At 59.8% G+C, this 23023-nt stretch carries 26 protein-coding genes; 22 read left to right on the top strand and 4 right to left on the bottom strand.

Annotation, left to right across the window (positions count from 1 at the left end; all coding sequences use genetic code 11):
- Nucleotides 1-79 precede the first annotated feature (79 nt).
- On the bottom strand, nt 80-952 hold the full coding sequence (locus MMW58_RS05065; RefSeq protein WP_241722845.1) for an EamA family transporter: 873 nt from the start codon (nt 950-952) through the stop codon (nt 80-82).
- Between the two features lie 81 nt (nt 953-1033).
- Between MMW58_RS05065 and MMW58_RS05060 the strand changes: the two genes are divergently transcribed.
- On the top strand, nt 1034-1540 hold the full coding sequence (locus MMW58_RS05060; RefSeq protein ID WP_115191966.1) for a MarR family winged helix-turn-helix transcriptional regulator: 507 nt from the start codon (nt 1034-1036) through the stop codon (nt 1538-1540).
- Here MMW58_RS05060 and MMW58_RS05055 read toward each other — a convergent pair.
- Nucleotides 1537-2493 carry a nickel/cobalt transporter gene (locus MMW58_RS05055; protein ID WP_241723690.1) on the bottom strand — a complete coding sequence of 319 codons (957 nt, stop codon included), beginning with the start codon at nt 2491-2493 and terminating at the stop codon, nt 1537-1539. The two genes, MMW58_RS05060 and MMW58_RS05055, sit on opposite strands and share 4 nt — an antisense overlap.
- A gap of 156 nt (nt 2494-2649) precedes the next feature.
- On the opposite strand from MMW58_RS05055, the gene MMW58_RS05050 reads away from it, so the two are divergent.
- From MMW58_RS05050 to MMW58_RS04995, 12 genes are all read left to right on the top strand, one after another.
- Nucleotides 2650-3120 carry a MarR family winged helix-turn-helix transcriptional regulator gene (locus MMW58_RS05050; RefSeq protein WP_045857930.1) on the top strand — a complete coding sequence of 157 codons (471 nt, stop codon included), beginning with the start codon at nt 2650-2652 and terminating at the stop codon, nt 3118-3120.
- A 359-nt stretch (nt 3121-3479) separates the two neighbouring features.
- Entirely contained in the window at nt 3480-4625 is a 1146-nt protein-coding gene (locus MMW58_RS05045) for an amidase (RefSeq protein WP_133600483.1), read from the top strand.
- Nucleotides 4626-4756: 131 nt separating this feature from the next.
- Entirely contained in the window at nt 4757-5923 is a 1167-nt protein-coding gene (locus tag MMW58_RS05040; RefSeq protein ID WP_115191962.1) for an acyl-CoA dehydrogenase family protein, read from the top strand.
- 19 nt (nt 5924-5942) lie between these two features.
- Nucleotides 5943-6287 carry an IacB protein gene (locus tag MMW58_RS05035; protein ID WP_241722844.1) on the top strand — a complete coding sequence of 115 codons (345 nt, stop codon included), beginning with the start codon at nt 5943-5945 and terminating at the stop codon, nt 6285-6287.
- A gap of 3 nt (nt 6288-6290) precedes the next feature.
- Nucleotides 6291-6818 carry a nuclear transport factor 2 family protein gene (locus MMW58_RS05030; RefSeq protein ID WP_159236230.1) on the top strand — a complete coding sequence of 176 codons (528 nt, stop codon included), beginning with the start codon at nt 6291-6293 and terminating at the stop codon, nt 6816-6818.
- 23 nt (nt 6819-6841) lie between these two features.
- Nucleotides 6842-8149 (top strand): aromatic ring-hydroxylating oxygenase subunit alpha, encoded by a 1308-nt coding sequence (locus MMW58_RS05025; RefSeq protein WP_371823007.1) that lies wholly within the window; start codon nt 6842-6844, stop codon nt 8147-8149.
- The gene (locus MMW58_RS05020) at nt 8146-8625 is read left to right on the top strand and encodes an aromatic-ring-hydroxylating dioxygenase subunit beta (protein ID WP_041147086.1); all 480 of its coding nucleotides are present in this window, start codon (nt 8146-8148) and stop codon (nt 8623-8625) included. Before MMW58_RS05025 ends, MMW58_RS05020 begins: the two co-directional genes overlap by 4 nt.
- Nucleotides 8626-8632: 7 nt before the next feature.
- On the top strand, nt 8633-9373 hold the full coding sequence (locus MMW58_RS05015) for an SDR family NAD(P)-dependent oxidoreductase (RefSeq protein WP_241722842.1): 741 nt from the start codon (nt 8633-8635) through the stop codon (nt 9371-9373).
- Nucleotides 9374-9397: 24 nt separating this feature from the next.
- A complete protein-coding gene (locus tag MMW58_RS05010) occupies nt 9398-10366 on the top strand; it encodes a PDR/VanB family oxidoreductase (protein ID WP_241722841.1) in 969 nt (322 codons plus the stop codon).
- Nucleotides 10367-10377: 11 nt separating this feature from the next.
- On the top strand, nt 10378-10884 hold the full coding sequence (locus MMW58_RS05005; RefSeq protein ID WP_159236232.1) for a flavin reductase: 507 nt from the start codon (nt 10378-10380) through the stop codon (nt 10882-10884).
- A gap of 123 nt (nt 10885-11007) precedes the next feature.
- On the top strand, nt 11008-12273 hold the full coding sequence (locus tag MMW58_RS05000) for an MFS transporter (protein ID WP_123708712.1): 1266 nt from the start codon (nt 11008-11010) through the stop codon (nt 12271-12273).
- Between the two features lie 199 nt (nt 12274-12472).
- The gene (locus tag MMW58_RS04995) at nt 12473-12718 is read left to right on the top strand and encodes a hypothetical protein (RefSeq protein ID WP_076945902.1); all 246 of its coding nucleotides are present in this window, start codon (nt 12473-12475) and stop codon (nt 12716-12718) included.
- Between the two features lie 90 nt (nt 12719-12808).
- Here MMW58_RS04995 and MMW58_RS04990 read toward each other — a convergent pair whose 3' ends face one another.
- On the bottom strand, nt 12809-13282 hold the full coding sequence (locus MMW58_RS04990) for an Lrp/AsnC family transcriptional regulator (protein WP_166646211.1): 474 nt from the start codon (nt 13280-13282) through the stop codon (nt 12809-12811).
- A 151-nt stretch (nt 13283-13433) separates the two neighbouring features.
- Between MMW58_RS04990 and MMW58_RS04985 the strand changes: the two genes are divergently transcribed.
- A complete protein-coding gene (locus MMW58_RS04985) occupies nt 13434-14045 on the top strand; it encodes a LysE family translocator (protein ID WP_133600490.1) in 612 nt (203 codons plus the stop codon).
- Nucleotides 14046-14982: 937 nt separating this feature from the next.
- Nucleotides 14983-15588, top strand: a complete 606-nt coding sequence (locus MMW58_RS04980) for a tyrosine-type DNA invertase (RefSeq protein ID WP_133600491.1) — start codon at nt 14983-14985, stop codon at nt 15586-15588.
- A gap of 284 nt (nt 15589-15872) precedes the next feature.
- Here the strand turns inward: MMW58_RS04980 and MMW58_RS04975 are convergent, their stop codons facing one another.
- Complete coding sequence (locus MMW58_RS04975; protein ID WP_241722840.1) at nt 15873-16058, bottom strand: hypothetical protein; 186 nt, start codon at nt 16056-16058, stop codon at nt 15873-15875.
- Between the two features lie 179 nt (nt 16059-16237).
- Here MMW58_RS04975 and fimE point away from each other — a divergent pair, with 179 nt between their 5' ends.
- The 7 genes from fimE to fimG all read left to right on the top strand — a co-directional run bounded on the left by fimE (nt 16238) and on the right by fimG (nt 23019).
- Entirely contained in the window at nt 16238-16834 is a 597-nt protein-coding gene (gene fimE / locus MMW58_RS04970) for a type 1 fimbria switch DNA invertase FimE (RefSeq protein WP_133600493.1), read from the top strand.
- A gap of 497 nt (nt 16835-17331) precedes the next feature.
- The gene (gene fimA / locus MMW58_RS04965; protein WP_045857312.1) at nt 17332-17880 is read left to right on the top strand and encodes a type 1 fimbrial major subunit FimA; all 549 of its coding nucleotides are present in this window, start codon (nt 17332-17334) and stop codon (nt 17878-17880) included.
- Between the two features lie 70 nt (nt 17881-17950).
- A complete protein-coding gene (gene fimI, locus MMW58_RS04960) occupies nt 17951-18490 on the top strand; it encodes a type 1 fimbrial minor subunit FimI (protein WP_045857310.1) in 540 nt (179 codons plus the stop codon).
- Between the two features lie 35 nt (nt 18491-18525).
- A complete protein-coding gene (locus tag MMW58_RS04955; RefSeq protein WP_072051852.1) occupies nt 18526-19251 on the top strand; it encodes a fimbria/pilus periplasmic chaperone in 726 nt (241 codons plus the stop codon).
- Between the two features lie 74 nt (nt 19252-19325).
- Nucleotides 19326-21962 (top strand): fimbrial biogenesis usher protein, encoded by a 2637-nt coding sequence (locus tag MMW58_RS04950; RefSeq protein ID WP_241722839.1) that lies wholly within the window; start codon nt 19326-19328, stop codon nt 21960-21962.
- Between the two features lie 13 nt (nt 21963-21975).
- Nucleotides 21976-22503, top strand: a complete 528-nt coding sequence (gene fimF, locus MMW58_RS04945) for a type 1 fimbrial adaptor subunit FimF (protein WP_241723689.1) — start codon at nt 21976-21978, stop codon at nt 22501-22503.
- A 12-nt stretch (nt 22504-22515) separates the two neighbouring features.
- The gene (gene fimG, locus MMW58_RS04940) at nt 22516-23019 is read left to right on the top strand and encodes a type 1 fimbrial minor subunit FimG (protein ID WP_241722838.1); all 504 of its coding nucleotides are present in this window, start codon (nt 22516-22518) and stop codon (nt 23017-23019) included.
- Nucleotides 23020-23023: the final 4 nt, after the last annotated feature.

Genomic DNA, 23023 nt, shown 5'->3' with positions numbered 1-23023 from the left:
GGAGCTGCCGGACCGGCCGCCTGAAGGCGGCCCGTTTGGCTCCCGCCGCGCAATAACCATGCAGCAATGTCGGGCCCCTTTATGGGGCCTTTTTTGTTAGCGCGCGCTGAATAGACAGCACGCTGAGCAGCACCACGACCAGCCCCACCAGCGCCAGCCCCTGAATCTTCTGCCCGAGAATAATCCAGCCCAGCAGCACCGCGGTCACCGGGCTGAGCAGGCTCAGCGCCGAGACCGCCACCGGCGAGAGGCGGCTAATCCCGCGGAACCACAGACCGTACGCCAGCATCGCCCCCGCAACGCATAGCCACAGATAGCCCGCCGCCTGGGTCAGGGTCACCTGCTGTAAAGGAGGATCGACCAGCAGCGCAATCGGCGCCAGCACCACACCGCCAATCAGCAGCTGCCAGCCCGTCAGCGCCACCACCGGCAGCGATATCGCCCAGCGTCGGGAGAGCCAGGTTCCCAGCGCCATGCTGACCGCCCCTAAAAACGCCGCGCCGATGCCCAGCGGATCCAGCACCGTCTGCGGCGAGAGCAGCAGCAGCGCCATGCCGATAACGCCGGTACAGGCCGAGGCAACCGCCATCCACGGCGATCGCTGCCTGTCCACGGACCAGGCCAGCAGCATCACCAGCAGCGGCTGAATGGCGCCGATCACCGCCGCCAGCCCGCCGGGCAAGCGATAGGCGGCAATAAACAGCAGCGCCTGGAAGGCGCCAATATTGAGGATCCCGGTGACCACCAGCTTCCACCACTCGCTGCGCAGAGGAAAGCGGCGGCACCAGATTAACAGGGCGATCCCCGCCGGAAGCACCCGCAGCAGCGCCGCGATAAACGGCCTGTCCGCCGGCAATAGCTGCGAGGTCACAATATAGGTCGTCCCCCAGATGGCCGGGGCCAGGGCAGTCAACAGCAGGTCAAAAATGGGCGAACGCGAGAGAAAGGTCATGATTTTATCTTCACATCAAGGTAAATTAGTCAGCCAAGTATGTATCGATAGATATCTTGATATCAAGGTAACCAGGCACAAATGGACAAATCACCGCAAACAGACGCCGTAGACCGCATTCTTGAACAGTGGAAGCGGGAGCGTCCCGATCTTGACTGTAGCCCGATGGGGCCGATTGGCCGCCTGAAGCGCTGCGCCATGCTGCTGGAACCGCGCGTCGAGGCGGCGTTTATCCGCCACGATCTGGTGCGCTGGGAATTTGACATGCTGGCGACCCTGCGCCGGGCGGGAGAGCCGTTTACCCTCTCGCCGACCCAGCTTTTTTCGACGCTGATGATCACCTCCGGCACCATGACCCACCGCCTGAAGGCGCTGGAGAAACGGGGGTTCATATGCCGGCTGGCGAATCCGCAGGATGCGCGGAGCATGCTGGTGGCCCTGACCCCGGAAGGGCGAGAACGCATCGATCGCGCGGTTGAAACGCACGTCGAGAACGAACGCCAGCTGCTGGCGGGACTCACTGCGGAGCAGCGCCAGCGGCTGAACGACGCGCTGGCGGGGCTGATGCGCCTGCTGGAAGAGGACTAGCAGCCGGCGGCGATATAGTCGCCGTTGGCGCTGATCGGGATCACCGTCAGGAACAGCACGCAGGCAAACAGAATCAGGATGATGCCGCCGGCAATCTTCACCGCCGGAACCAGCAGCCTGAGGCGCCCGCCGCTGCCGGCAAACAGGCCGACCGCCCGTTCGCGGGCGTAGCGCACCGCCAGCGACAGGCCGAGGATCGACAGAGCCGTCCCCAGCGACATGGCCATCACCGCGGCAATTCCCCAGCTGACGATCCCCAGGGCGTTGGCAAACAGCAGGATCATAATCGCCCCGCTGCAGGGCCTCGCGCCGATGGCCAGCACCACCCCGAGCCGGGTTTTCCAGTCCACCTGCGCCAGCCCGCGCCCGACGCCGTGGTGGCCGCAGCCGCAGTTTGGGCTATGGTCATGCAATGGCGTCAGCGAACCGATCGCTATCTTTCGCGGCCGCAGGCTTTTAAGCGTTTGATAGATAATAAATACGCCGAAGGCACCGACCATCAGCGCGCTGATTTTTTCAACGTACCAGCGGCTGGTGCTGAGATCGCCGGAGGCAAGATTGAGCCCTATCGCCAGAATAAACACGAACAGGATGGCGCATGCGCCCTGCATCAGGCTGCCGAGAAACGGCACCACCCGCGCCGCCAGCAGGCTCTCCTTATTGGTGCTGAGATAGGTGGTCACGATAAATTTTCCGTGCCCCGGCCCCACGGCATGCAGCACGCCGTAGAGGAACGCCCCGCCGAGCAGCCATACGCCGCCGCTGTACTGGTGGTTGTTGAGCTGCAAAAGATACATCACCAGATAGCGGTGGAGCGTGATTTGCGTTGCCAGGCACCACTGAATAAACGCGCCCCAGTGCGCATGGAGCCCCCAGCCGCACCACAGTAACGCCAGCGCGGGCAGACCCAGCGCCAGCAGGCGCCAGTCGCGCGCGAGAATGCGAGTTGTCATCATTTTTCGCCATCGAGTGAATCTGAATTTTCCGCCCGGCGGGAGAGGCTCTTCCTCCGCCAGCGCGCTGAATAACGGGGATATTGCGTTTTGCAATACCCGCTAAATACGCATAACATCTGCCCCAATATATCGTCGTCAGGCAAGGAGATGCTTGTGGAACACAATACCGCTTCCGAGCGACCAGACAGCCACGAAAGCCGCTTCCATAAAGAAGAGTTTCCCTTCTTCTGGGTGGTCAACGTCTATGCAAAGTATACCCAGCAGATGGAAGTCGAATTAAAAAAAATCGACATCGACCTCTCGCGCTTTCGGGTGCTGATGCTGGTTCATCAGTACCACCGGGCCAGCATCTCCCGCATCACTGAATACGCCGTCAGCAAAATGCCCACCGTCACCAAAATTGTCGGCCGCCTGCGCGACGATGGTCTGCTGACCACCCACGTCAGCGCCAGCGACGGGCGCGTCACCGAAGCGGAGCTCACCCCCGCCGGCGAGGCCAAGGTGGCGCAGGCGCAGATCCTGAGCAAAAAGGTCTTCACCAAAGCGTTCAAAGGGATTACCCCGGCGCAGGAGAAGAAAATGAACCACGTGCTCTCCCTGCTTCTGCACAACCTCGACGATTAATTCCCTTTCCGACGCGGCGACAATAACCACTCTAAGCCAATGGCTATTATCGCCTGCCCGCCTTACCCCTCGTTTTTCGCACGCTTTTTTATCATTTTTTTAACTTATATTTTGCGCTTTATTTTGTGACCCGCATCAAGAGAATAAAATATAACCGCAATTTAATTCCAATAAAAATCAATGTATTAAAAAATATTTTTTGTTTATACAATGTTCTTATAGCTAAAAACGATGTGAAAAGTACGTTACAAATTACTTGAAGTTTCAAGTTTTAATGACAAGATTACCTCAGGTCCAGCGCGGTGTATTTTTCATACAGCCGACGCATTTCAGGTTATCGCTAAACGGGAACGTGAACCATGGCTAAGCAACATTGCACGGGTATTACCGAATCTCGTTCCGGGTTTATCTCTCGCTTTACGCTGGGCGCCGGGGAGCTGACGTTTGCGGCCAAAGATACGCTTGATATCGCCGGCCACCCAACCCGCGCCGGCAGCCCGGTGATGCAGGCCGCCCTGCCGGCGAGCAGGCACGCCGCGGTGATTCAGCGGCTGCTGGAGAACGGCTGTCGCCTGCTGGGCAAAACCACGCTCCACGAGCTGGCTTTTGGCGTTACCGGCATTAATGCGTGGAGCGGGACACCGCTTAACCCGCACTACCCGGCGCTGATCCCCGGCGGGTCGTCCAGCGGATCGGCCACCGTGGTCGCCGCAGGCGAGGTCGATTTTGCTCTCGGCACCGACACCGGCGGCTCGGTGCGGATGCCCGCCGCCTGCTGCGGCGTGGTCGGCCTGAAGCCAACGTGGGGACGCGTGAGCCGCGAAGGGGTTATCCCTGCCCACAGCTCGCTGGACTGCGTCGGCTTCTTCGCCCGGGAGGTCGCCACCCTGCGTTCGGCTCTTGAGAAGGCGCTGGGGGAAACGGCGGCGCAGTTCCCGGCACGGCGCGGCGAGGCCGGCTTTATCTCCGGCCTCGCCAGCGCGGAGATTGACCGGCTGATCCTCGCGCGTCTGGCGCAGGCGGGCGTAGCGCCGTCGGCGGTGACCCTGGCGGGATTCAGCGAGGCGCACGAGGCCGGGCTGACGATCATCAGCCAGGAAAACTGGCAGGCGTTTCACGCCATCGTTGATGCCCCGGAGCTGGCGGCGGACGTTGCGCTGCGCATCCGCGCCGGGGCGGATATTAGCCCGGCTCAGCGGCAGGCGGCCGAGCAGGTGCGGGCGGCGTTCACCCGCGCCGTCGACGCGCAGCTGGCCAGGACGCCGTTTATCTTACTGCCGACCCTGCCGGCGCTGCCGCCCACCCTGCAAGAGGCGGCCGATCCGCTCAGGGTGGTCAACCTGACCCGGCTGGTGCGCCCGTTTAATTTAAGCGGCCATCCGGCGCTGACCCTGCCGGTTGGCGAAATAGGCCAGCGCCCTGTCGCCCTGCAGATAGTCGGCGGGAAAAATAGAGAGTTCGCTTTACTCAGCTTTGCCGAATCGCTGCTGGCAAAACTGAAATAAAATTCAGACCCCAGGCAAAATATAATAATAGTCCAAAAGGATCCCCGGAGCTTATTCAGCCAGCGGCGGGGATAGCCGAATAACGGCGGATATAAAAGTTTATTCTCTTTAACTGGAAGAGGCAAAGTCGCATGTTACATTCATCTGCAATATCACGTGCGGAAAAGACGCTGCACGCCACGAATAGTGAATTAAGCGAACTTCTCGGCGATTTAAAAAAGCGCAGCGAGGAATTTGAACAGCAGAAATATATCTCCCACGATATTATTTCGCGCTTTAAAAAGATTGGCGTTTACCGCGCGCTGGTGCCAAAACGCTACGGCGGCGACGAAATATCGCCGGCGGAATTCTGCCAGCTGGTGGAAACCATCGCCACCGCCGACGGCTCCGCCGGCTGGGTCGCCAGCTTCGGCATGAACCCGTTTTATCTCGGCGGCCTGCCGCTCGCTACCCTCGATGAGATCTACCGCCGCGGCCCGGACGTGGTCTTTGCCGGCGGCATTTTTCCACCGCAGAAGGCCGCCACCCTCGACGACGGCTTTCGCGTCAGCGGCCGCTGGAGCTTCGCCAGCGGCTGTACCGGGGCGGAGCTGATTGGCGTCGGCATCCTTCCGGACGACGGGTCGGCCCGCCCGCTGCCGCGCATTGCGGTGCTGCCCGCGGACCGCTTCACCATCGACCCGGTGTGGAATAGCGTCGGCCTGGCGGGCACCGGCAGCCATGACGTGATCCTCAGCGACGCCTTTGTCCCGGCGGAGTGGACCTTTATCCGCGGCGGCGCGCTCAATCTCGACGGGGCGCTGTACCGCTACCCGGTGCTGTCGCTGGCCACCCAGGTGCTGTCCGTCGTCGCGCTGGGGATCGCCCGCGCCGCGCTGAGCGAAGTCTACGCCATCGCCGAGCGGCAAAGCTCGGTTACCGGCGCGCCCTGCCTCGCCGACCGCCAGTTTGCGCAGATGGAAATCGCCCACTGCGAGGCGGAGCTGCGCTCGGCGCGCTGCTGGTTCTACGACGCCATTGACGACGTCTGGCAGGCCATCCTGCGCGGCGATGAGCCCGGCGAAGCGGCCATCAACGCGCTGCGCCTCTCCTCCACGCATATTACCCGCGTCTCCTCCTCGGTCACCACCCGCGCGCTGAAGCTGGCCGGGATGCCGGGGATCGCCATGCGCAGCCCGCTGCAGCGCTACGCCCGCGACTCGATGGTCATCACCCAGCACGCCTTTATGGGCGAGCTGACCTATATCAATGCCGGCAACATGTTCTTCGGCCACCCGCCGCTGCCCGGCTACCTGTAACCCTATAAGGAGACTCACCATGATCCGCGTTTTATTCTGCATCGGCGTAAACCAGAACTTTTTTGACGCAACCCCGGAGGTGGGCAAGCAGGTATGGGCCGCCTTCGGCGAAATGATGAACGGCATCGCCAACGTCGACGGCGTCACGGTTATCGGCAATATGGATGATGACCGGACGATGGTCGGGCCCTCAACCGGCTGGCCGTGGACCACCTACGTGCTGGCCGACGCGCGGGATTTCGAGGCCGTTAGCGCCGCCTGCAATCTGTTTCGCAGCGTGCAGGTCGGCGGCGGCCCGGACCGGCTGTGGAAATATTGCAAAGTCGAAGCCCGTACCGGGCGAGAACTGATTATCCAGGCCTAGCCGATGAATAATATAAATACCCTGCTGCAGCGGCTGAATAAGCTCGAAGCCGCCGACCAAATCCGCAAACTCATCAGTCAATATATGCATTTATGCGATGACCTGAGCCATCCGGATATTGCCAGGCAGATCGCCGACTTATTTAGCGAAGAGGCGGTTTGGGAAGGCGTTGGCGATTTATATCAAAGCAAGCTGGGGCGCTATTGCGGACGTCAGGAAATAGCCGAAATGATGGCGCGCTATATTAGCGAGCCCTCCCACTTCGCAATTAACGTCCACTACCTGACCGCGGAATATATCGATATTGACGCCGAGAATAGCGCCAGCGGACGCTGGAAAATGCTGCAGGCTTCCACCTTTCGCGCCGGCGGCTCGCATTTAAACAGCGCCGAGCTGGTGATTCGCTTTAAAAAAACGGATGGGCGCTGGCTGATCGCGCATTTCACCACCCGAAACCTGTTCAGCCGCCCGGTTGACGGCTGGCACTCGCCCGCCGATCTGCCCGTACCCGCCAGAGAAGCACAACAATAACGCCTGGAGATTGAGCAATGTCGATACCCGAAACGATCCCTGTTAAGAACCTCCTGCCCGGTGACTGCCCGGCCGCGCTGGGCGCGCTGGTGCAGTCAGACCGCGTGCATACCTCGCTGTACACCTCCAGCGACATCTTTGCCCTCGAGATTGAAAAGATCTTTAACCGCACCTGGGTGTGGGTGGCCCATGAAAGCGAAGTCCCCGACGCGGGAAGCTTTAAGTCCGCCATGGTCGGCACCCAGCCGGTTATCGTGGTGCGCGATCGCAAAGGCGGGATTAACGTCCTGCTTAACCGCTGCCGCCACCGCGCCGCCACCGTCTGCGAACACCGCAGCGGCAAAACCAACGGCTTTACCTGCCCGTACCACGGCTGGGGCTACGGTCTGGACGGTGCCCTGCGCGGCGTTCCGCATCCGGAAAGCTACGGCGACACCCTCGAAAAGGACCAGCTTGGGATGGTCCGCCTGCGCACGGAGAGCTACGCCGGCATGATCTTCGCCAGCTTCAACCAGCAGATAGAGCCGCTGACCGACTTCCTCGGCCCGGCGATGAAGTGGATGGATCTGTTTATGAAACAGGGCGCCGGCTACCCGCTGCAGGCTACCACCGCCCACCGCTTCCGCTTTCCGGGCAACTGGAAAATCCAGCTGGAAAACACCACCGACGGCTACCACTTCCCCATCGTGCACAAGTCGTTCCTCAGCTCGGTCGATAAGCAAACGGAAGAGATGCTCAACTTCGTCGATGGCAAAGGTTTCGTCGAGGATCTCGGCAACGGCCACAGCGTGATGGTGATGATCCCTGAGCTTATCGATCTCGACGAAAATCTCGAGGCGCCGATCCCCGAGCGCTTCCTCGAGCTGGCGCAGGGGCTGCGCGACGAGGGGCATGAAGAGCAGCAGGTCCGGCGGATCGTCCGCGCGGTCGGCGGCAGCGGCTTCAACCTCAACCTGTTCCCCAACGTCGCCTGCTCAATGGCCTTCTTCCGCGTGCTGCAGCCGCTGTCGGTTGAAGAAACTGAAATTCACCACGTGGTGCTGACCATGAAGGGCGGCCCGGCTATCGCTAACCAGGCCCGCCTGCGGATGCATGAGCACTTCCAGGGACCGATGGGCTTCGGCACGCCGGATGACTCCGAAGCCTGGGAACGCGTGCAGCGCGGCGGCGGCGCCGGCGGCGATCTGTGGATCATGCTTAACCGCGGCCTGCCGGGAGAAACCCGCACCGCCGACGGCCTGCGCGGCGACGTCAGCGCCGAAACCGGCATGCGTGCCGCCTATCAGCAGTGGAAACGCCACATGACCGCAGAGAACAGGGGGCAAAAATGAACCCACAGCCGATCCTCAACGCCGCCGTTCACTTTATTAATCTCGAAGCGGACCTCCTCGACCAGGGCGAATTCCGCGAGTGGCTGACGCTTTGGCAGCCGCAGGGGATGTATATCATTCCCGTCGACCAGCAGGCTACCGACTTTGCCAACACCCTGAACTACGCCTACGACAACCAGGCCATGCGCGAAAAGCGCGTGAACCGCCTGTACAGCGGGGAGTCTATCTCCACCACGCCGCGGGCGCGCACCGTCCGCATGACCGGCCGCCATCGTCTGCTATCCGCCGACGAGGAGCGCGTGGAGATCCGCTGCGCCCAGTTCCTCTATGAATACCGCAAAGGCAACGAACAGCACTATGTTGCCGACCTGAGCTACGTCCTTAAGCCGCAGGGCGAGACGTTCCTGATCGCGCAAAAGGTGGTCCGCCTGATTAACGGTGACGACTTCCTGCACAGCATTGGCTACATCCTGTGAGGTCCCTATGAAACGAAGCGTACTCGTGACCGGCGCCGCCAGCGGCCTCGGCCAGATCATCAGCCGCCACCTGTGGCAGCAGGGCTATCAGGTCGCCATGGCGGATCTCAGCCTCGAGGCCGCGCGCGTTAGCGCGCAGGAGATTGACAGCGGCGAAGAGCGTCTGCTGCCGCTGGCGCTGGATATTCGCCAGCCCGCGCAGTTCAGCGCCGCGCTGGAGCAGATTGGCACTCGCTTTGGCGAACTGGACGTGCTGGTGAATAACGCCGCGCTCACCCTAACCACGCCGATCATGGAGATCTCGGTGGAGGAGTTCGACAGGGTGACAAGCACCAACCTGCGCGGCACCTTCCTCGGCTGCCAGATCCTCGGCCGCTACTTTAGCCAGCGCAAAAGGGGCAGCATTATCAACCTCGCCTCCCTCGCCGGGCAAAACGGCGGCACCGCCTCCGGCGCCCACTACGCGGCCTCGAAGGGCGGCATTTTGACCCTGACCAAAGTCTTCGCCCGCGCCCTGAGCGCCGACGGGGTTAGCGTTAATGCCATCGCTCCCGGCCCGCTGGATCTCCCCTCGGTGCACGCCGCGGTAGGGGCCGACAAAATGCCGGCGCTGCTGGAGATGATCCCGATGAAGCGCCTCGGCGATCCGCTGCTGGTGGCCCGCGCGGTCGAGCTGCTGGCGGCCCCGTCCGCCACCTTTATTACCGGGGCGACCTGGGACATCAACGGCGGCATTTACATGCGCTAGGCCCCGCGAGGGGGGAGAAGACAGATGGCTGAAACACTGATCGTCCGCGTCGCAGAACGCGAAATGCAGGGCACCGACGTCGCGGTGCTGACGCTGGCCTCCGTCGACGGGGCCGCCCTGCCGTCGTTTAGCGCCGGGGCGCATATCGACCTTCACCTCGGCGACGGGGTGGTGCGTCAGTACTCGCTGTGCGGCAGCGCCCATCACCCGCAGCAGTACCGCCTGGGGATCCTCAAGGATCGGGCATCGCGCGGCGGGTCGCTGGCCGCCCATCGGCTGGCGGTGGGTGAGACGGTGGCCATTAGCCCGCCGCGCAACCTGTTTGCGCTCGATATGGAGGCCGAACACAGCCTGCTGATCGGCGGCGGGATCGGCATCACCCCCATGCTGGCGATGGCGGATACGCTGTTCCGCGCCGGGAAATCCTTTGAGATCCACTACTGCGGCCACAGCCGGGAGAGCATGGCGTTTCTGCACGAGCTGGCGGACTGCCATTTCAGCGCCCACGTCCGGCTACATATCAGCGATGAGGGGCACAAGGTGCGTCCCGTCGAGGTGCTGGCCGGGCACCATCGGGCGGGACACCTCTACGTCTGCGGTCCGGAAGGCTTTATGACGTGGATAGCCGATGCCGCGCGGGGCTGCGGGTTTAGCGCCGGGCAGCTGCATCAGGAGTATTTCAACCGCGAAGTCGAAACCGGCGGCGAGCGCTTTGAGGTCGAGGTGCCGGAGCTGGGCCTCACCGTCAGCGTCGCCGAGGAGCAGACCATCGTCGCCGCCCTGCAAGAGGCGGGGATTAAGGTCAAAGTCTCCTGCGAGCAGGGGGTCTGCGGCACCTGCCTCGCCAACGTCTGCGGCGGCGTGCCGGATCACCGCGACGAGTATTTAACCGCTGAAGAACGCGAAGATAATGACCAGATCCTGCTGTGCTGCTCGCGGGCCAAAAGCCCGCGTCTGGTTATCGAAGGCTTCGAATACGTCAAACTGAAATAACGGATACCGCTATGAACCTGACATCTGATTTCCGTAACGCCATGGCGCAGCTGGGCAGCGCTATTACCATTATCACCACCGACGGCCCGGCGGGACGCTTTGGCTTTACCGCCTCCGCCGTCTGCAGCGTCACCGATTCTCCGCCCACCCTGCTGGTGTGCATGAACCGCTCCTCCTTCGCCCATAGCAAATTCAAAGAGAACGGCGTTCTGTGCGTCAACGTGCTCTCCGCACGGCACCAGGCGCTTTCCGCAATCTTCGCCAACAGCCAGCTGCGTTCGGAGGAGCGTTTTCAGCACGAGCAGTGGCTGGCGCTGGAAACCGGCTCGCCGGCGCTGGCCTCCGCCGTCGCCAGCGTCGACTGCGCGATTAGCGCCAGCCATGAGGTCGGCAGCCACAGCGTGTTTTACTGCGAGGTCCGGCAGATTCGCCAGGACCAGCCCGGCGACGGCCTGGTGTGGTTTAACCGCCGATTTCATACCCTTAGCGCCGAGGCCCTCAGCCAGGCTGCACCATAACTAAAAAAAAGCCCATCGCGACGTTTACCCGGCGCCCGCTCGTTGGCGCTCACTTTCACCTGTAGTGGAGTTCACGCAATGTCCGGAGCTGCGAACGATATGACGCCAGGCAAGCCGCAATCAATGCGCAAACTGATTATTGGCTCTTTTCTCGGTAACTCACTGGAGTGGTACGATTTCTTTCTCTACGGTACGGCGGCGGCGCTGGTTTTCGGCCCGCTGTTCTTTCCGGCAACCGACGATCCTTTGCTCGGCGCGTTTCTGGCGCTATCCGGCTTTGCCATCGGCTTTATCGCCCGACCGCTGGGCGGCATCGCCTTCGGGCATCTGGGCGATAAGTACAGCCGAAAAATGACCCTGATTATCACCCTGACGCTGATGGGCGCGAGCACCTTTCTGATCGGCCTGCTGCCAACCTACGAGCATATCGGCATTCTGGCGCCGATTGCCCTGATCAGCCTGCGCTTCGTGCAGGGCGTGGCTTCCGGTGGGGAATGGGGCGGCGGCGTGCTGATGCTGAGCGAGAACGCGCCGGAAAGCCAGAAGGGCTACTACACCGCCTGGAGCCAGGTGGGGGTTTCCGGCGGCTTTGTGCTCTCTTCCCTCGCCTTCTACCTGGTACAGCTGCTGCCCCAGGAGGACGTGCTGGCCTGGGCATGGCGTATTCCGTTCCTGCTGAGCCTGTTTATTTTCCTCGTTGGGGTCTATATCCGGCGCAACATCGAGGAAAACGCCGAGTTCGTTGCCCGTAAAGCGCAGCCGGCGGAGCAGCCTCTGCCGGTGCTGGCCGCCTTTAAGCATCACCCGAAAGCCATTTTACAGGCCATCGGCCTGCGGCTGGCGGAGAACGGCGCGGTCTACATCTTTTTCACCTTCTCGGTGGTCTACTGCAAACATATCGGCATCGATACCAGCCAGACCATTGCCGCCGTCACCATCGCCATGGCGGTGGAGATCGCCACCATCCTCGGCTGGGGCTGGCTGTCGGACCGCATCGGGCGCAAAAAAGTCTACTATGCCGGCGTGATCGGGATGGCGCTGGTGGCCTTCCCCTTCTTCTGGCTGCTGCAAATGCACAGCTTCCCGGCGATCCTGCTGGCGATGCTGCTGGCGCTGCCGGTCTGCCACGGGGCGATGATCGCCGCCCAGCCGTGCATGATGGTGGAGCTCTTTCCGGTGGAGGTGCGCTATACCGGCCTGGCGCTGGGCCATGAAATCGGCGCGGTGATCTCCGGCGGCATTAGCCCGATGCTGGCGGTCGCCTTCCTGATGACGTGGGACAGCTACGTGCCGATCGCTCTGATGCTGCTCACCTTTGCCCTGCTGGCGCTGCTGGCCCTGATGAGCATCCGCCAGCCCGGCGCGCGCCGCCAGCAGCAGACGGCATAGCGAAATTCTCGTTCGGCGTCACAGGCTTAGCGGCCGTTGACGCCACCTTCGCCCCCTGAGGGTCCGTTCAAATTTAATTTTAAACAAACCATTTGATAATAAAGCACTTTTTACGACAGCGAAAAAATATTCCCCGGCCACAATAGCGGTTAAATATTATTCATATGTCGGTTTGTTTTTTTATTTGAAAGGCTAGTTTATGAAAAAAATCATTCTCTCTCTGGTCACCGCCGCGCTGCTGCTGCCCGCGCTCTCCGCCCACGCAACCTACCGCAGCGATAACCGCCAGGACGCGCGCGATATCCGCCAGGACTCGCGCCAGGACGGGCGAGAGACCAAACAGCAGTGCGTAAGAGACGACAACAAAAGCAACGCCGGCTGCCGCCAGGATAAGCGCGAGAACCGTCGCGACGGCCGCCACGATGCGCGCAACGAGAAGTGGTAGGCTAAGCCCCGCCCGACGGGCGCAACCGCGCGCCCGTTGATCTCTTCGCAGCATCCCCCTCTCCTCTGACTCATCGCGGCTGCAACGGCGCTATCGCGACGAGTTCAGGCTCTCCAGCGGAAAAGGACGATCCTGCACCACGGTTTTCATCACCAGGGTCGATCGCAGGTGCTGAACGCCGGGCATCGCGGAGAGCTTGTCATCATACAGTTTCTGAAACGCCGGCAGATCGCGGGTCACCACGTGCATCAAATAATCCGGATCGCCGAACAGGCGCTGCGCCAGCACGATCTGCGGGATCTCTTCGACCGCCTCTTCAAAGGCGCTCACCGCTCGCCTGTCCCCCTCTTTTAAGGTGGCAAAGACGATCGCCGTAAAGTTAAAGCCCATTTTTACCGGATCGAGGCTGGCGCGATAGCCGGCGATGGTCCCGTCCTGCTCCAGCGCGCGCAGCCGCCGATGGCACGGCGAGAGGCTGAGATTGACCCGCTCCGCCAGTTCAGTTATCGAGAGCCGGCCGTCGGCCTGCAGCTCGGCAAGAATTTTTCGATCTATGCTGTCCATTTGGAAGATTTTCACTTTTAAAGGGAGTTTTAAGCATAACATTGAAAGCTCATTGCGCATCATTCCCGATATTCTTGCGGGTAACTTTTCGCAAGAGTTTGAGCGCAATCGCCATGCACAATGGATCCAACCACGGTGGGGAGAGCCCGCTATGGAAATGAGTTTTATCGCGAGCTTCTGGCTGGTCTCTTTTCTGCTGATCGTCACGCCGGGAGCCGACTGGGCCTACGCCATCAGCGCCGGGATCGACGGGCGACGGGTGGTTCCTGCCGTGGCCGGACTGATGTCCGGGCATCTGCTGGCCACCCTCGTGGTGGTCGCCGGGGTTGGGGTGCTGATCGCCGGGCATCCGCTGGCGCTGTCGGCCATCACGCTGCTGGGTGCGGGCTATCTGCTGTGGCTCGGTATCGGCATTTTACGCCATCCGTCGGCGCCGTCGGCCGCCGAGCGGCGGACGGATAGCTGGCAGGGCTGGGCAATAAAAGGCCTTTGCATTAGCGGCCTGAATCCAAAAGTCTTTCTTTTGTTCCTCGCCCTGCTGCCGCAGTTTACCGATCCGCACGGCAGCTGGTCGGTGGCAATGCAGATGTCGGCGCTGGGCTGCCTGCACCTGATAACCTGCACGGTTATCTATTTGCTGGTCGGCTACGGCTCGAAAACGGTATTAGGCGCTCGCCCCCAGGCGGCACAAAGAGTCAGCGTCATTTCCGGCATGATCATGGTGATAATTGCCCTGATCTTATTCTACGAGCAGCTAAAATAATCGTTCTGCGCGGGTGGAAAAGGAGCAATATTGCCCCGAGCGTTTAATCCCTGAGGCCGCGGCGTAAATTTATCGCGCAGCGGCCAGCGCTATTTCCGCCAGCCTCCCGGGGTGCTTCTCGCATCATGAAATACCCGGCGAAACGGATCAAAAAAACGCGTTTCAGGCGTGAATAATCGTCACCGCAAAAACCCGATAAAACCAGCTCGCTTATTCAGGCGTAAAACAGCGGGCCCAAACCACTCCAGATAACTCCAAAAAATTCCAAACAAACCGTAAACAAGATGAGCGACTGGCTCAGCAACGCCGGGGGAGTTTCCTCCTCACCGGCGTAAATAATTGACCGCCGGTGTCACACATATCGCTTTACTTATTATTACTATTCTCCACCTGAAATTTGCAGTATGGTTTAGGCGCTGTTGTAGTGATGCAGTCAATGCTATCCGGCGCGGATATCGTTCTTCGCAAGCTGCGGAACATTTACGCAATATTCATCTGCGGTACGCAGCCTGAACTCTCCGTCATGGAATGATGGCACGCCCGCCGGGAGTTTAATTATTACAGTACTATGAGTCAGGAGAGCCCCGGGCCCATAGCCTATGCCTCTATATTTATGGCGCGCATAATCAGGAGAAAAGCAGGATGAAGCGGACGCTGAAACCACCAGGAAAAACGTATTTTTTCAAAGAGATAAAAACACCATCCGTCACTCTTTATGAAGCCATCGCGCCCCGAACGCGGAGATACTTTTTGCTTCATTCATTATCTCAAACGTAATGACCTGACCCGGCAGAAATATATGCTGGAATACTTTCCCTGCGCCCTAAAAGTACAGCGAAAGGTAAAATTAACGATTAAACATTACAGTCGGATGTAAAACCTGGCCTGCTGACGATGGCCAGAACGTAATGTATGCCTGCAATTAAAAGGGATGATAATGAAAAACAATACCGATATCAAAAAAAGGAACTTCCTGACTCAAGCCGAAATAGAGTCGCTGTTGAAAGCAGCCAATACGGGAGCGCACGCCGCGCGTAACTACTGCCTGACCTTATTGTGTTTTATTCACGGCCTGCGCGCCAGTGAAATATGCCGTCTGCAAATATCCGATATCGACCTCCGTTCAAAATGTATTTATATTCATCGTCTGAAAAAAGGATTTTCTACTACCCACCCGTTACTGAATAAAGAGATTCAGGCATTAAAAAACTGGCTGGAGATCCGTAGCAGCTATCCCGATAGCGACAGCGAATGGCTATTTTTGTCACGTAAAGGTAATCCCCTTTCGCGCCAGCAGTTTTACCAAATTATTTCGTCATCCGGAGACCATGCCGGACTGTCGCTGGAAATACATCCGCACATGCTCCGCCACTCCTGTGGATTTGCGTTAGCCAACATGGGAATCGATACGCGATTAATCCAGGACTATCTCGGACATCGTAATATCCGCCATACCGTCTGGTACACCGCCAGTAACGCCGGGCGTTTTTACGGTATCTGGGACAACGCCAAAGAGAAGCAGCGCGTTAGCCTTATCCAGTAATCTCAGCCAACGCCACGGAGGGCGTTGTTGTGCGCCGCCGCCGCGGGAAACATTAATAAAGATTAACCATGCGTTAATTGCGATTAATGTTCCCGCAAGTTCTTATTTCAGCAATAAACAAGCAAATCGCGATATCCCTGGATATATTCCGGATATCCATTGGCTATTTATAACCGGGCGAAATTATTGCCATCCGTTGGATTCCAGCGGCGCGAAACCACCGCCGCGCCGGCGCGATAGTCGCTGAGTTTATTCGCTACGCTGGCCCCGAAGAGCCCGGAAACTCAGGACATTGCGCGGGCGCTGGCGGGGGCTACGCGGGAAAATAAAATAGCCTGGCGCACGCGTTTTAAACGCTTGCGCATTATTTTTTCATCTATAATATCGCCAGCCATAGCTTTTTCCCGTTTGATTTTATGAACCTGGCAACGATTGCCGGGGACGCTATTGTGGTATTGAATAAAATCCATAAAAATAAGAATTATCGCGTGGCGCTATTTTCGCTATGTGTAAATGTAATGTGATCGCCTATTTGAACTTAAATACCTTCATATAATACGGTTTTAACATCGTGGATTATTTTTTCATCAGCCTGAACGTTTTTTCAGGCTGAGGCCTTGGTGTAAATAAAATACAGGAGCAATGTATTGTGAATCGACGTCGTTTTCTTACCGGCAAAGAAGTTCAGGCTATGATGCTGGCCGTTCGCCACGGGCCCACCGGCGAACGTGATTATTGTCTTATCCTGCTGGCGTTTCGCCACGGCATGCGCATCAGTGAATTACTCAACCTGCACTACCGCGATCTTGACCTCAGCGAGGGGCGCATCAACGTCCGCCGGCTGAAGAACGGATTTTCCACCGTCCACCCGCTGCGCTTTGACGAGCTGGAGGCCATTGAGCGCTGGACCCGGGTCCGCGCCGGCTGGAAGGCCGCGCAAAGCACCGACGCTATTTTTATCTCCCGCCGCGGCACCCAGCTCTCGCGCCAGCAGGCGTATCGTATTATCCGCAGCGCCGGCGAAGAGGCCGGAACCGCCACCCACACCCATCCGCATATGCTGCGCCACGCCTGCGGCTACGAGCTCGCCGAAAGAGGGACAGATACGCGTTTGATTCAGGATTATCTGGGACATCGCAATATTCGCCATACGGTACGCTATACCGCCAGCAACGCGGCGCGTTTTGCCGGACTATGGGAAAGAAATAATTTGCTGGATAAAAATATCCCTGAGCAGGATAAATAAATTATTACTTTGATAAATAAGATAAATTTCGTGAATGAACAGGTCAATTGGGGCCAAACTGTTTATATCATAAAAATGTTTTGTAATCTTTTGCAACTGGCAAGTGCATATATTTCCAAAAATAATAAATATCTAATTGATTAAAAATCACTTTTTACTCCGACATTTATTTACTTTCATTTCCATCCGATTCGTAACCTCGCCTTGTCCTCTCCGCTGACTCAGCCACTCCGTTTACGCTACTAAAAATAAAAATCCAGCATAAAAAACCAAAAAAAAATATAACTAAAGAACTTTAAGTTCAATATTACGCCTTAACACCCCGCATTTCAGCACTTTAACCCAACGAGTCAAAATGGCCCCAATTGACTCATCGTTGGGGCAAAAACTGAGCACAGCCGGCAGTCGGACCATTCGGCTGACATATGGAATGCCTGGAAGGCACAAAGACTGCCAATTTCGGTTCGTAATATCGACATTGTTTAAAGGAAAACAACATGAAAATCAAAACACTGGCAATCGTTGTTCTGTCAGCCCTGTCCCTGAGCTCCGCGGCGGCTTTGGCCGATACCACCACGGTAAACGGCGGGACAGTGCATTTTAAAGGGGAAGTGGTCAACGCAGCCTGTGCAGTAGACGCCGGCTCTATCGATCAAACCGTACAGCTGGGCCAGGTGCGTTCAGCCAAGCTCGCTACCGCGGGCAGCACCAGCTCCGCCGTTGGTTTCAACATCCAGCTGGACGACTGCGATACGACCGTTGCGACTAAAGCCTCCGTGGCCTTCTCCGGCACCGCGGTCGATAGCACCAACACCACCGTACTGGCGCTGCAAAACTCTGCAGCCGGCGGCGCAACTAACGTTGGCGTCCAGATCCTCGACAGCACCGGCACCGCGCTGGCGCTCGACGGCGCAACCTTCGGTGCTGCCACCACGCTGAACGATGGCACCAACATCATTCCGTTCCAGGCTCGCTACTACGCGACCGGCGCAGCAACTGCCGGTACCGCTAACGCCGACGCGACCTTCAAAGTTCAGTACGAGTAATTCACCATCAGGCACGGATGCTCGTCGGGCCAGGATGGCCCGTTATCCATACAGGACTGGGGTAATCACGATGCAAGGAATGAAATCAGGTCTGCTGATCGTTTTGCTGCCGCCGCTGGCGCTGGCCGGTAACCAGTGGAACGTCACCCTGCCCGGCGGCAGCATGCGTTTCCAGGGCGTGATCATCGCCGAATCCTGCCGCGTGGAAGCGGGAGATCGTCAGCTAACGGTCGAGATGGGGCAAATCAGCAGCAATCGGTTTCATTCAGTTGGCGAAGATACTAACCCCGTTCCTTTCGCTATCCATCTGCAGGATTGCAGCACCGCGGTCAGCCAGCGGGTGGGAGTGACCTTTCACGGCGTTGCTGACGGCAAAAATCCGGACGTGCTCTCGGTGGGCGAAGGCCCCGGCATCGCAACCGGCGTCGGCGTGGCGCTGTTTGACGGCGAGGACCATCCGATCCCGCTCAATAGCCCACCGGCGGCCTGGTCACGGCTGTATACCGGACCAACCACGCTACATTTTGTCGCCAAATATCGGGCGACCGGACGTCAGGTGACCGGCGGAGCCGCGAACGCTCAGGCCTGGTTTGCTTTGACCTATCAGTAACCAGCCAGCAGGCATACCGGATACGGGAATCAACGGTGAGTATAAAAGGGGAAAACGTGAGAAAGAGACTGGGGATGACGCAAAGCCTGGTGGCGGGATTGTTGATGATCGCCACCGCCGGGTTTAGCACCGCCGCCGATGCGGGCGTGGCGCTGGGAGCCACCCGGGTTATCTATCCTGCCGGGCAAAAGCAGGTCCAGCTGGCGGTAACCAATAACGATGACAACAGCACCTATCTGATTCAGTCGTGGGTAGAAAATGCCGACGGTCAGAAGGACGGACGGTTTGTGATCACCCCGCCGCTGTTCGCCATGCAGGGTAAAAAAGAGAACACCCTGCGGATCATTGACGCCACCAACAATCAGCTGCCGCAGGATCGCGAAAGCCTGTTCTGGATGAACGTTAAGGCGATCCCGTCGATGGATAAATCGAAGCTCAGCGACAATACCCTGCAGCTGGCGATTATCAGCCGCATCAAGCTCTACTATCGCCCGGCTAAGCTGGCGCTCTCGCCGGACCAGGCGACGGAGAAGCTGCGCTTTCGCCGCAGCGCGAACACCCTCACGCTGATTAACCCTACTCCCTACTACCTGACGGTGACCGAACTCAACGCCGGAACCCGGGTGCTGGAAAACGCGCTGGTTCCGCCAATGGGCGAAGCCTCGGTGAAGCTACCGCCGGGCGCCGGCAGCGAGATCTCCTGGCGGACGATTAACGACTACGGCGCGCTGACCCCGCGGATGAAGGGCGTCGCGCAATAGCTACGGGGAAACCAGCGTTATCCCCTGAAATATAATAAGAACTGACAGCCGGGCGACTTCGGACCGGAGGGATTATGTCACATCTGAAATATGGACCGAACCGTTTGGTTTCTCCCCGCACCCGGCGTCATGCCCCGCGTTTTTCGGGGCCGCAGGTGCAGTTCCCGCTGCTGCTTGCGCTGGCCACCCTGGCCTTTTCCGCGCGGGCGGAGCTCTATTTTAACCCGCGTTTTTTAGCCGACGATCCGGCGGCGGTGGCGGACCTCTCGAACTTCGAGAAGGGACAGGAGGTGCCGCCCGGCACCTATCGGGTCGATATCTACCTGAACAACGGCTTTATGACCACCCGCGACGTGACCTTTAAGGCCGGGGAGGAGGATCATCGCCTCGCGCCCTGCCTGACCCGTGGGCAGCTGGCGAGCATGGGCGTTAACACGCCCGCCGTGGCGGGAATGGAGGCGCTGGACGCCGACGCCTGCGTCCCCCTCGCCGCCATGATCAAAGAGTCCACCAGCCGCTTCGACGTCGGCCAGCAGCGCCTGTACCTGACCGTTCCCCAGGCCTTTATGGGCAACCGCGCGCGCGGCTATATTCCCCCTGAGCTCTGGGATGACGGAATTAACGCCGGGCTGCTGAACTACAACTTCACCGGCAACAACGTGCACAACGATATTGGCGGCAGCAGCAACTATGCCTACCTTAATCTACAAAGCGGCCTCAACCTCGGCGCCTGGCGCCTGCGCGATAACACCACCTGGAGCTACAGCAGCGGCGGCGGTTCATCGAGCAACGAAAATAAGTGGCAGCACGTCAACAGCTGGCTGGAGCGGGACATTACCCCCCTGCGCTCGCGCCTGACGCTCGGCGACAGCTACACCAACGGCGACGTGTTCGACGGCATCAACTTCCGCGGCGCCCAGCTGGCCTCTGACGACAATATGCTGCCGGACAGCCAGAAAGGCTTCGCCCCGGTCATTCACGGGATTGCCCGGGGAACGGCGCAGGTCTCGATCAGGCAAAACGGCTACGAAATTTATCAAAGCACGGTGCCGCCGGGGCCGTTCACCATCAACGATCTCTATGCCGCAGGTAACGGCGGCGATCTGCAGGTCACCATCAAAGAGACCGACGGCACCCGCCAGGTCTTCACCGTGCCGTGGTCAACGGTGCCGGTGCTGCAGCGCGAGGGCCATTCGCGCTTCGCCCTGACGGCGGGGGAATACCGCAGCGGCAACGACCAGCAGGAGAAGCCGAAATTCTTCCAGGGAACGCTGCTCCACGGCCTGCCGGCGGGCTGGACGCTGTACGGCGGCTCCCAGCTGGCCGACCGCTACCGCGCCTTTAACCTCGGCGTCGGCAAAAACATGGGCGAGTTCGGCGCCGTGTCGCTGGACGTGACTCAGGCAAACGCCACCCTGCCGGACGACAGCAACCATCAGGGGCAGTCGCTGCGTTTTCTCTATAACAAATCGCTTAACGAAATCGGCACCAATATTCAGCTGGTCGGCTACCGCTACTCCACGCGGGGCTACTACAGCTTTGCCGATACCACCTATAGCCGGATGAGCGGCTACGACGTCGAGACCCAGGACGGCGTTATCCAGGTGAAGCCCAAATTCACCGACTACTACAACCTTGCCTACAGCAAGCGCGGGCGGGTGCAGGCCAGCGTCACCCAGCAGCTGGGGCGCACCGCCACGCTCTATATGAGCGGCAGCCATCAGACCTACTGGTCAACCGGCAAGGCGGACCAGCAGCTGCAGGCCGGGCTCAACGCCGCGGTGGACGATATCAACTGGACGCTGAGCTACAGCCTGACCAAAAACGCCTGGCAGCAGGGGCGCGACCAGATGCTGGCGGTCAACGTCAACATTCCGTTCAGCCACTGGCTGCGATCGGACAGCAAATCAGCGTGGCGCCACGCCAGCGCCAGCTACAGCATGTCGCACGACCTCGACGGCCGGATGACCAACCTCGCCGGGCTCTACGGCACGCTGCTGGAGGATAACAACCTCAGCTACAGCGTGCAGACCGGCTACGCCGGAGGCGGCGCTGGCAGCAGCGGCGGCACGGGCTATACCGCCCTGAACTACCGCGGCGGCTACGGCAACGCCAACATCGGCTACAGCCGCAGCGACGGCTTTAAGCAGCTCTACTACGGCGTCAGCGGCGGCGTGCTGGCCCACGCCAACGGCGTGACCTTAAGCCAGCCGCTGAACGACACGGTGGTGCTTATCAAAGCGCCCGGAGCGGAGAAGGTGAAGGTGGAGAATCAGACCGGCGTGCGCACCGACTGGCGCGGCTACGCGGTGCTGCCTTACGCCACCGAGTACCGGGAGAACCGGGTGGCGCTGGATACCAACACCCTCGCCGACAACGTCGATCTTGACGACGCCGTGGTCAGCGTGGTGCCCACCCATGGCGCGATCGTGCGCGCCGACTTTAAGGCCCACGTCGGGATGAAATTGCTGATGACCCTCACCCGCAACGGCAAGCCGGTGCCGTTCGGCGCCATGGTGACCTCGGCGAGCAATCAGAGCGGCAGCATTGTCGCCGATAACGGCCAGGTCTACCTGAGCGGGATGCCGCTGGCTGGCCGGGTGCAGGTGAAGTGGGGAGACGGGCCGGATGCCGGCTGCGTGGCCGAGTATCGCCTGCCGCCGGAGAGCCAGCAGCAGTCGCTTAGCCAGCTCTCCGCGGTGTGCCGCTAAGGAAAGGATCATGATGACAAAATCGCTCTATTTGCTGCTGGCCGTGCTGTCGCTTGCCGTCGCCAACGCGTGCGCCGCCGACAGCACCATCTCCATCAGCGGCTACGTGCGGGATAACGCCTGCGCGGTGGCGGGAGAATCAAAGGATTTTACCGTCGACCTGCTGGATAACGCCGCCAAACAGTTTCATACCGTCGGCGCCACCACGCCCGCGGTGCCGTTTCGCATCGTCCTGTCGCCCTGCGGCAGTTCGGTTACCGCGGTAAAGGTGGGCTTCACCGGGGTGGCGGATAGCCTCAACACCGGCCTGTTAAAGCTGGACAGCGGCGCGTCGGCCGCGGCGGGGATGGGGGTGCAGATCCTCGATACGCAGCAGGCGATGCTGCCGCTGAATGCCGCCTCCTCGGCGATAGCCTGGACCACCCTGACCCCGGGGCAGACCAATATTCTGAACTTTTACGCCCGCCTGATGGCGACCCAGGTCCCGGTCACCGCCGGGCACGTTAACGCCACAGCGACCTTTACGCTGGAATTTCAGTAACCGGAGGCTGAGATGAAATGGACTCCCCCAGGCTGGCTGGTAGCCGGCGCGCTGCTCATGGCCGCCTCCTCGCTACAGGCCGCCGACGTCACCATCACCGTGAACGGCAAGGTGGTGGCCAAACCGTGCACGGTGTCGACCACCAACGCCACCGTCGAACTCGGCGATCTCTACACCTTCAGCCTGGTCTCGGCTGGGGCCGCTTCGGCGTGGCACAGCATGGCGCTCGATTTAAGCAACTGCCCGATTGGCACCTCGCGGGTGGTCGCCACCTTCAGCGGCACCGCGGACGGCACCGGCTATTACAAAAACCAGGGCACCGCCGGCAATATCCAGCTCGAGCTGCAGGACAGCGGCGGCACCACGCTGAACAACGGCGCCACTCAATCGGTGCAGGTCGATGACGCCACCCAGTCCGCCCGTTTCCCGCTGCAGGTCAGGGCGCTGACGGTGAACGGCGGCGCCACCCAGGGAACCATTCAGGCGGTGATTAACGTCACCTACACCTACGCCTGAATCA

Source organism: Klebsiella sp. HC6 (genome assembly GCF_022605325.1).
GTDB classification, from domain to species: Bacteria; Pseudomonadota; Gammaproteobacteria; order Enterobacterales; family Enterobacteriaceae; genus Klebsiella; species Klebsiella terrigena.
This window is presented reverse-complemented; position numbering and strand designations above follow the sequence as displayed.

Excerpts from the sequence above, each read along its gene's own strand:
- MMW58_RS05065 (WP_241722845.1), bottom strand. The coding sequence starts at position 952 with ATGACCTTTCTCTCGCGTTCGCCCATTTTTGACCTGCTGTTGACTGCC.
- MMW58_RS05060 (WP_115191966.1), top strand. The coding sequence starts at position 1,034 with ATGGACAAATCACCGCAAACAGACGCCGTAGACCGCATTCTTGAACAG.
- MMW58_RS05055 (WP_241723690.1), bottom strand. The coding sequence starts at position 2,493 with ATGACAACTCGCATTCTCGCGCGCGACTGGCGCCTGCTGGCGCTGGGT.
- MMW58_RS05045 (WP_133600483.1), top strand. The coding sequence starts at position 3,480 with ATGGCTAAGCAACATTGCACGGGTATTACCGAATCTCGTTCCGGGTTT.
- MMW58_RS05040 (WP_115191962.1), top strand. The coding sequence starts at position 4,757 with ATGTTACATTCATCTGCAATATCACGTGCGGAAAAGACGCTGCACGCC.
- MMW58_RS05035 (WP_241722844.1), top strand. The coding sequence starts at position 5,943 with ATGATCCGCGTTTTATTCTGCATCGGCGTAAACCAGAACTTTTTTGAC.
- MMW58_RS05030 (WP_159236230.1), top strand. The coding sequence starts at position 6,291 with ATGAATAATATAAATACCCTGCTGCAGCGGCTGAATAAGCTCGAAGCC.
- MMW58_RS05020 (WP_041147086.1), top strand. The coding sequence starts at position 8,146 with ATGAACCCACAGCCGATCCTCAACGCCGCCGTTCACTTTATTAATCTC.
- MMW58_RS05015 (WP_241722842.1), top strand. The coding sequence starts at position 8,633 with ATGAAACGAAGCGTACTCGTGACCGGCGCCGCCAGCGGCCTCGGCCAG.
- MMW58_RS05010 (WP_241722841.1), top strand. The coding sequence starts at position 9,398 with ATGGCTGAAACACTGATCGTCCGCGTCGCAGAACGCGAAATGCAGGGC.
- MMW58_RS05005 (WP_159236232.1), top strand. The coding sequence starts at position 10,378 with ATGAACCTGACATCTGATTTCCGTAACGCCATGGCGCAGCTGGGCAGC.
- MMW58_RS05000 (WP_123708712.1), top strand. The coding sequence starts at position 11,008 with ATGCGCAAACTGATTATTGGCTCTTTTCTCGGTAACTCACTGGAGTGG.
- MMW58_RS04995 (WP_076945902.1), top strand. The coding sequence starts at position 12,473 with ATGAAAAAAATCATTCTCTCTCTGGTCACCGCCGCGCTGCTGCTGCCC.
- MMW58_RS04990 (WP_166646211.1), bottom strand. The coding sequence starts at position 13,282 with ATGGACAGCATAGATCGAAAAATTCTTGCCGAGCTGCAGGCCGACGGC.
- MMW58_RS04985 (WP_133600490.1), top strand. The coding sequence starts at position 13,434 with ATGGAAATGAGTTTTATCGCGAGCTTCTGGCTGGTCTCTTTTCTGCTG.
- MMW58_RS04980 (WP_133600491.1), top strand. The coding sequence starts at position 14,983 with ATGAAAAACAATACCGATATCAAAAAAAGGAACTTCCTGACTCAAGCC.
- MMW58_RS04975 (WP_241722840.1), bottom strand. The coding sequence starts at position 16,058 with ATGGATTTTATTCAATACCACAATAGCGTCCCCGGCAATCGTTGCCAG.
- fimA (WP_045857312.1), top strand. The coding sequence starts at position 17,332 with ATGAAAATCAAAACACTGGCAATCGTTGTTCTGTCAGCCCTGTCCCTG.
- fimI (WP_045857310.1), top strand. The coding sequence starts at position 17,951 with ATGCAAGGAATGAAATCAGGTCTGCTGATCGTTTTGCTGCCGCCGCTG.
- MMW58_RS04950 (WP_241722839.1), top strand. The coding sequence starts at position 19,326 with ATGTCACATCTGAAATATGGACCGAACCGTTTGGTTTCTCCCCGCACC.
- fimF (WP_241723689.1), top strand. The coding sequence starts at position 21,976 with ATGACAAAATCGCTCTATTTGCTGCTGGCCGTGCTGTCGCTTGCCGTC.
- fimG (WP_241722838.1), top strand. The coding sequence starts at position 22,516 with ATGAAATGGACTCCCCCAGGCTGGCTGGTAGCCGGCGCGCTGCTCATG.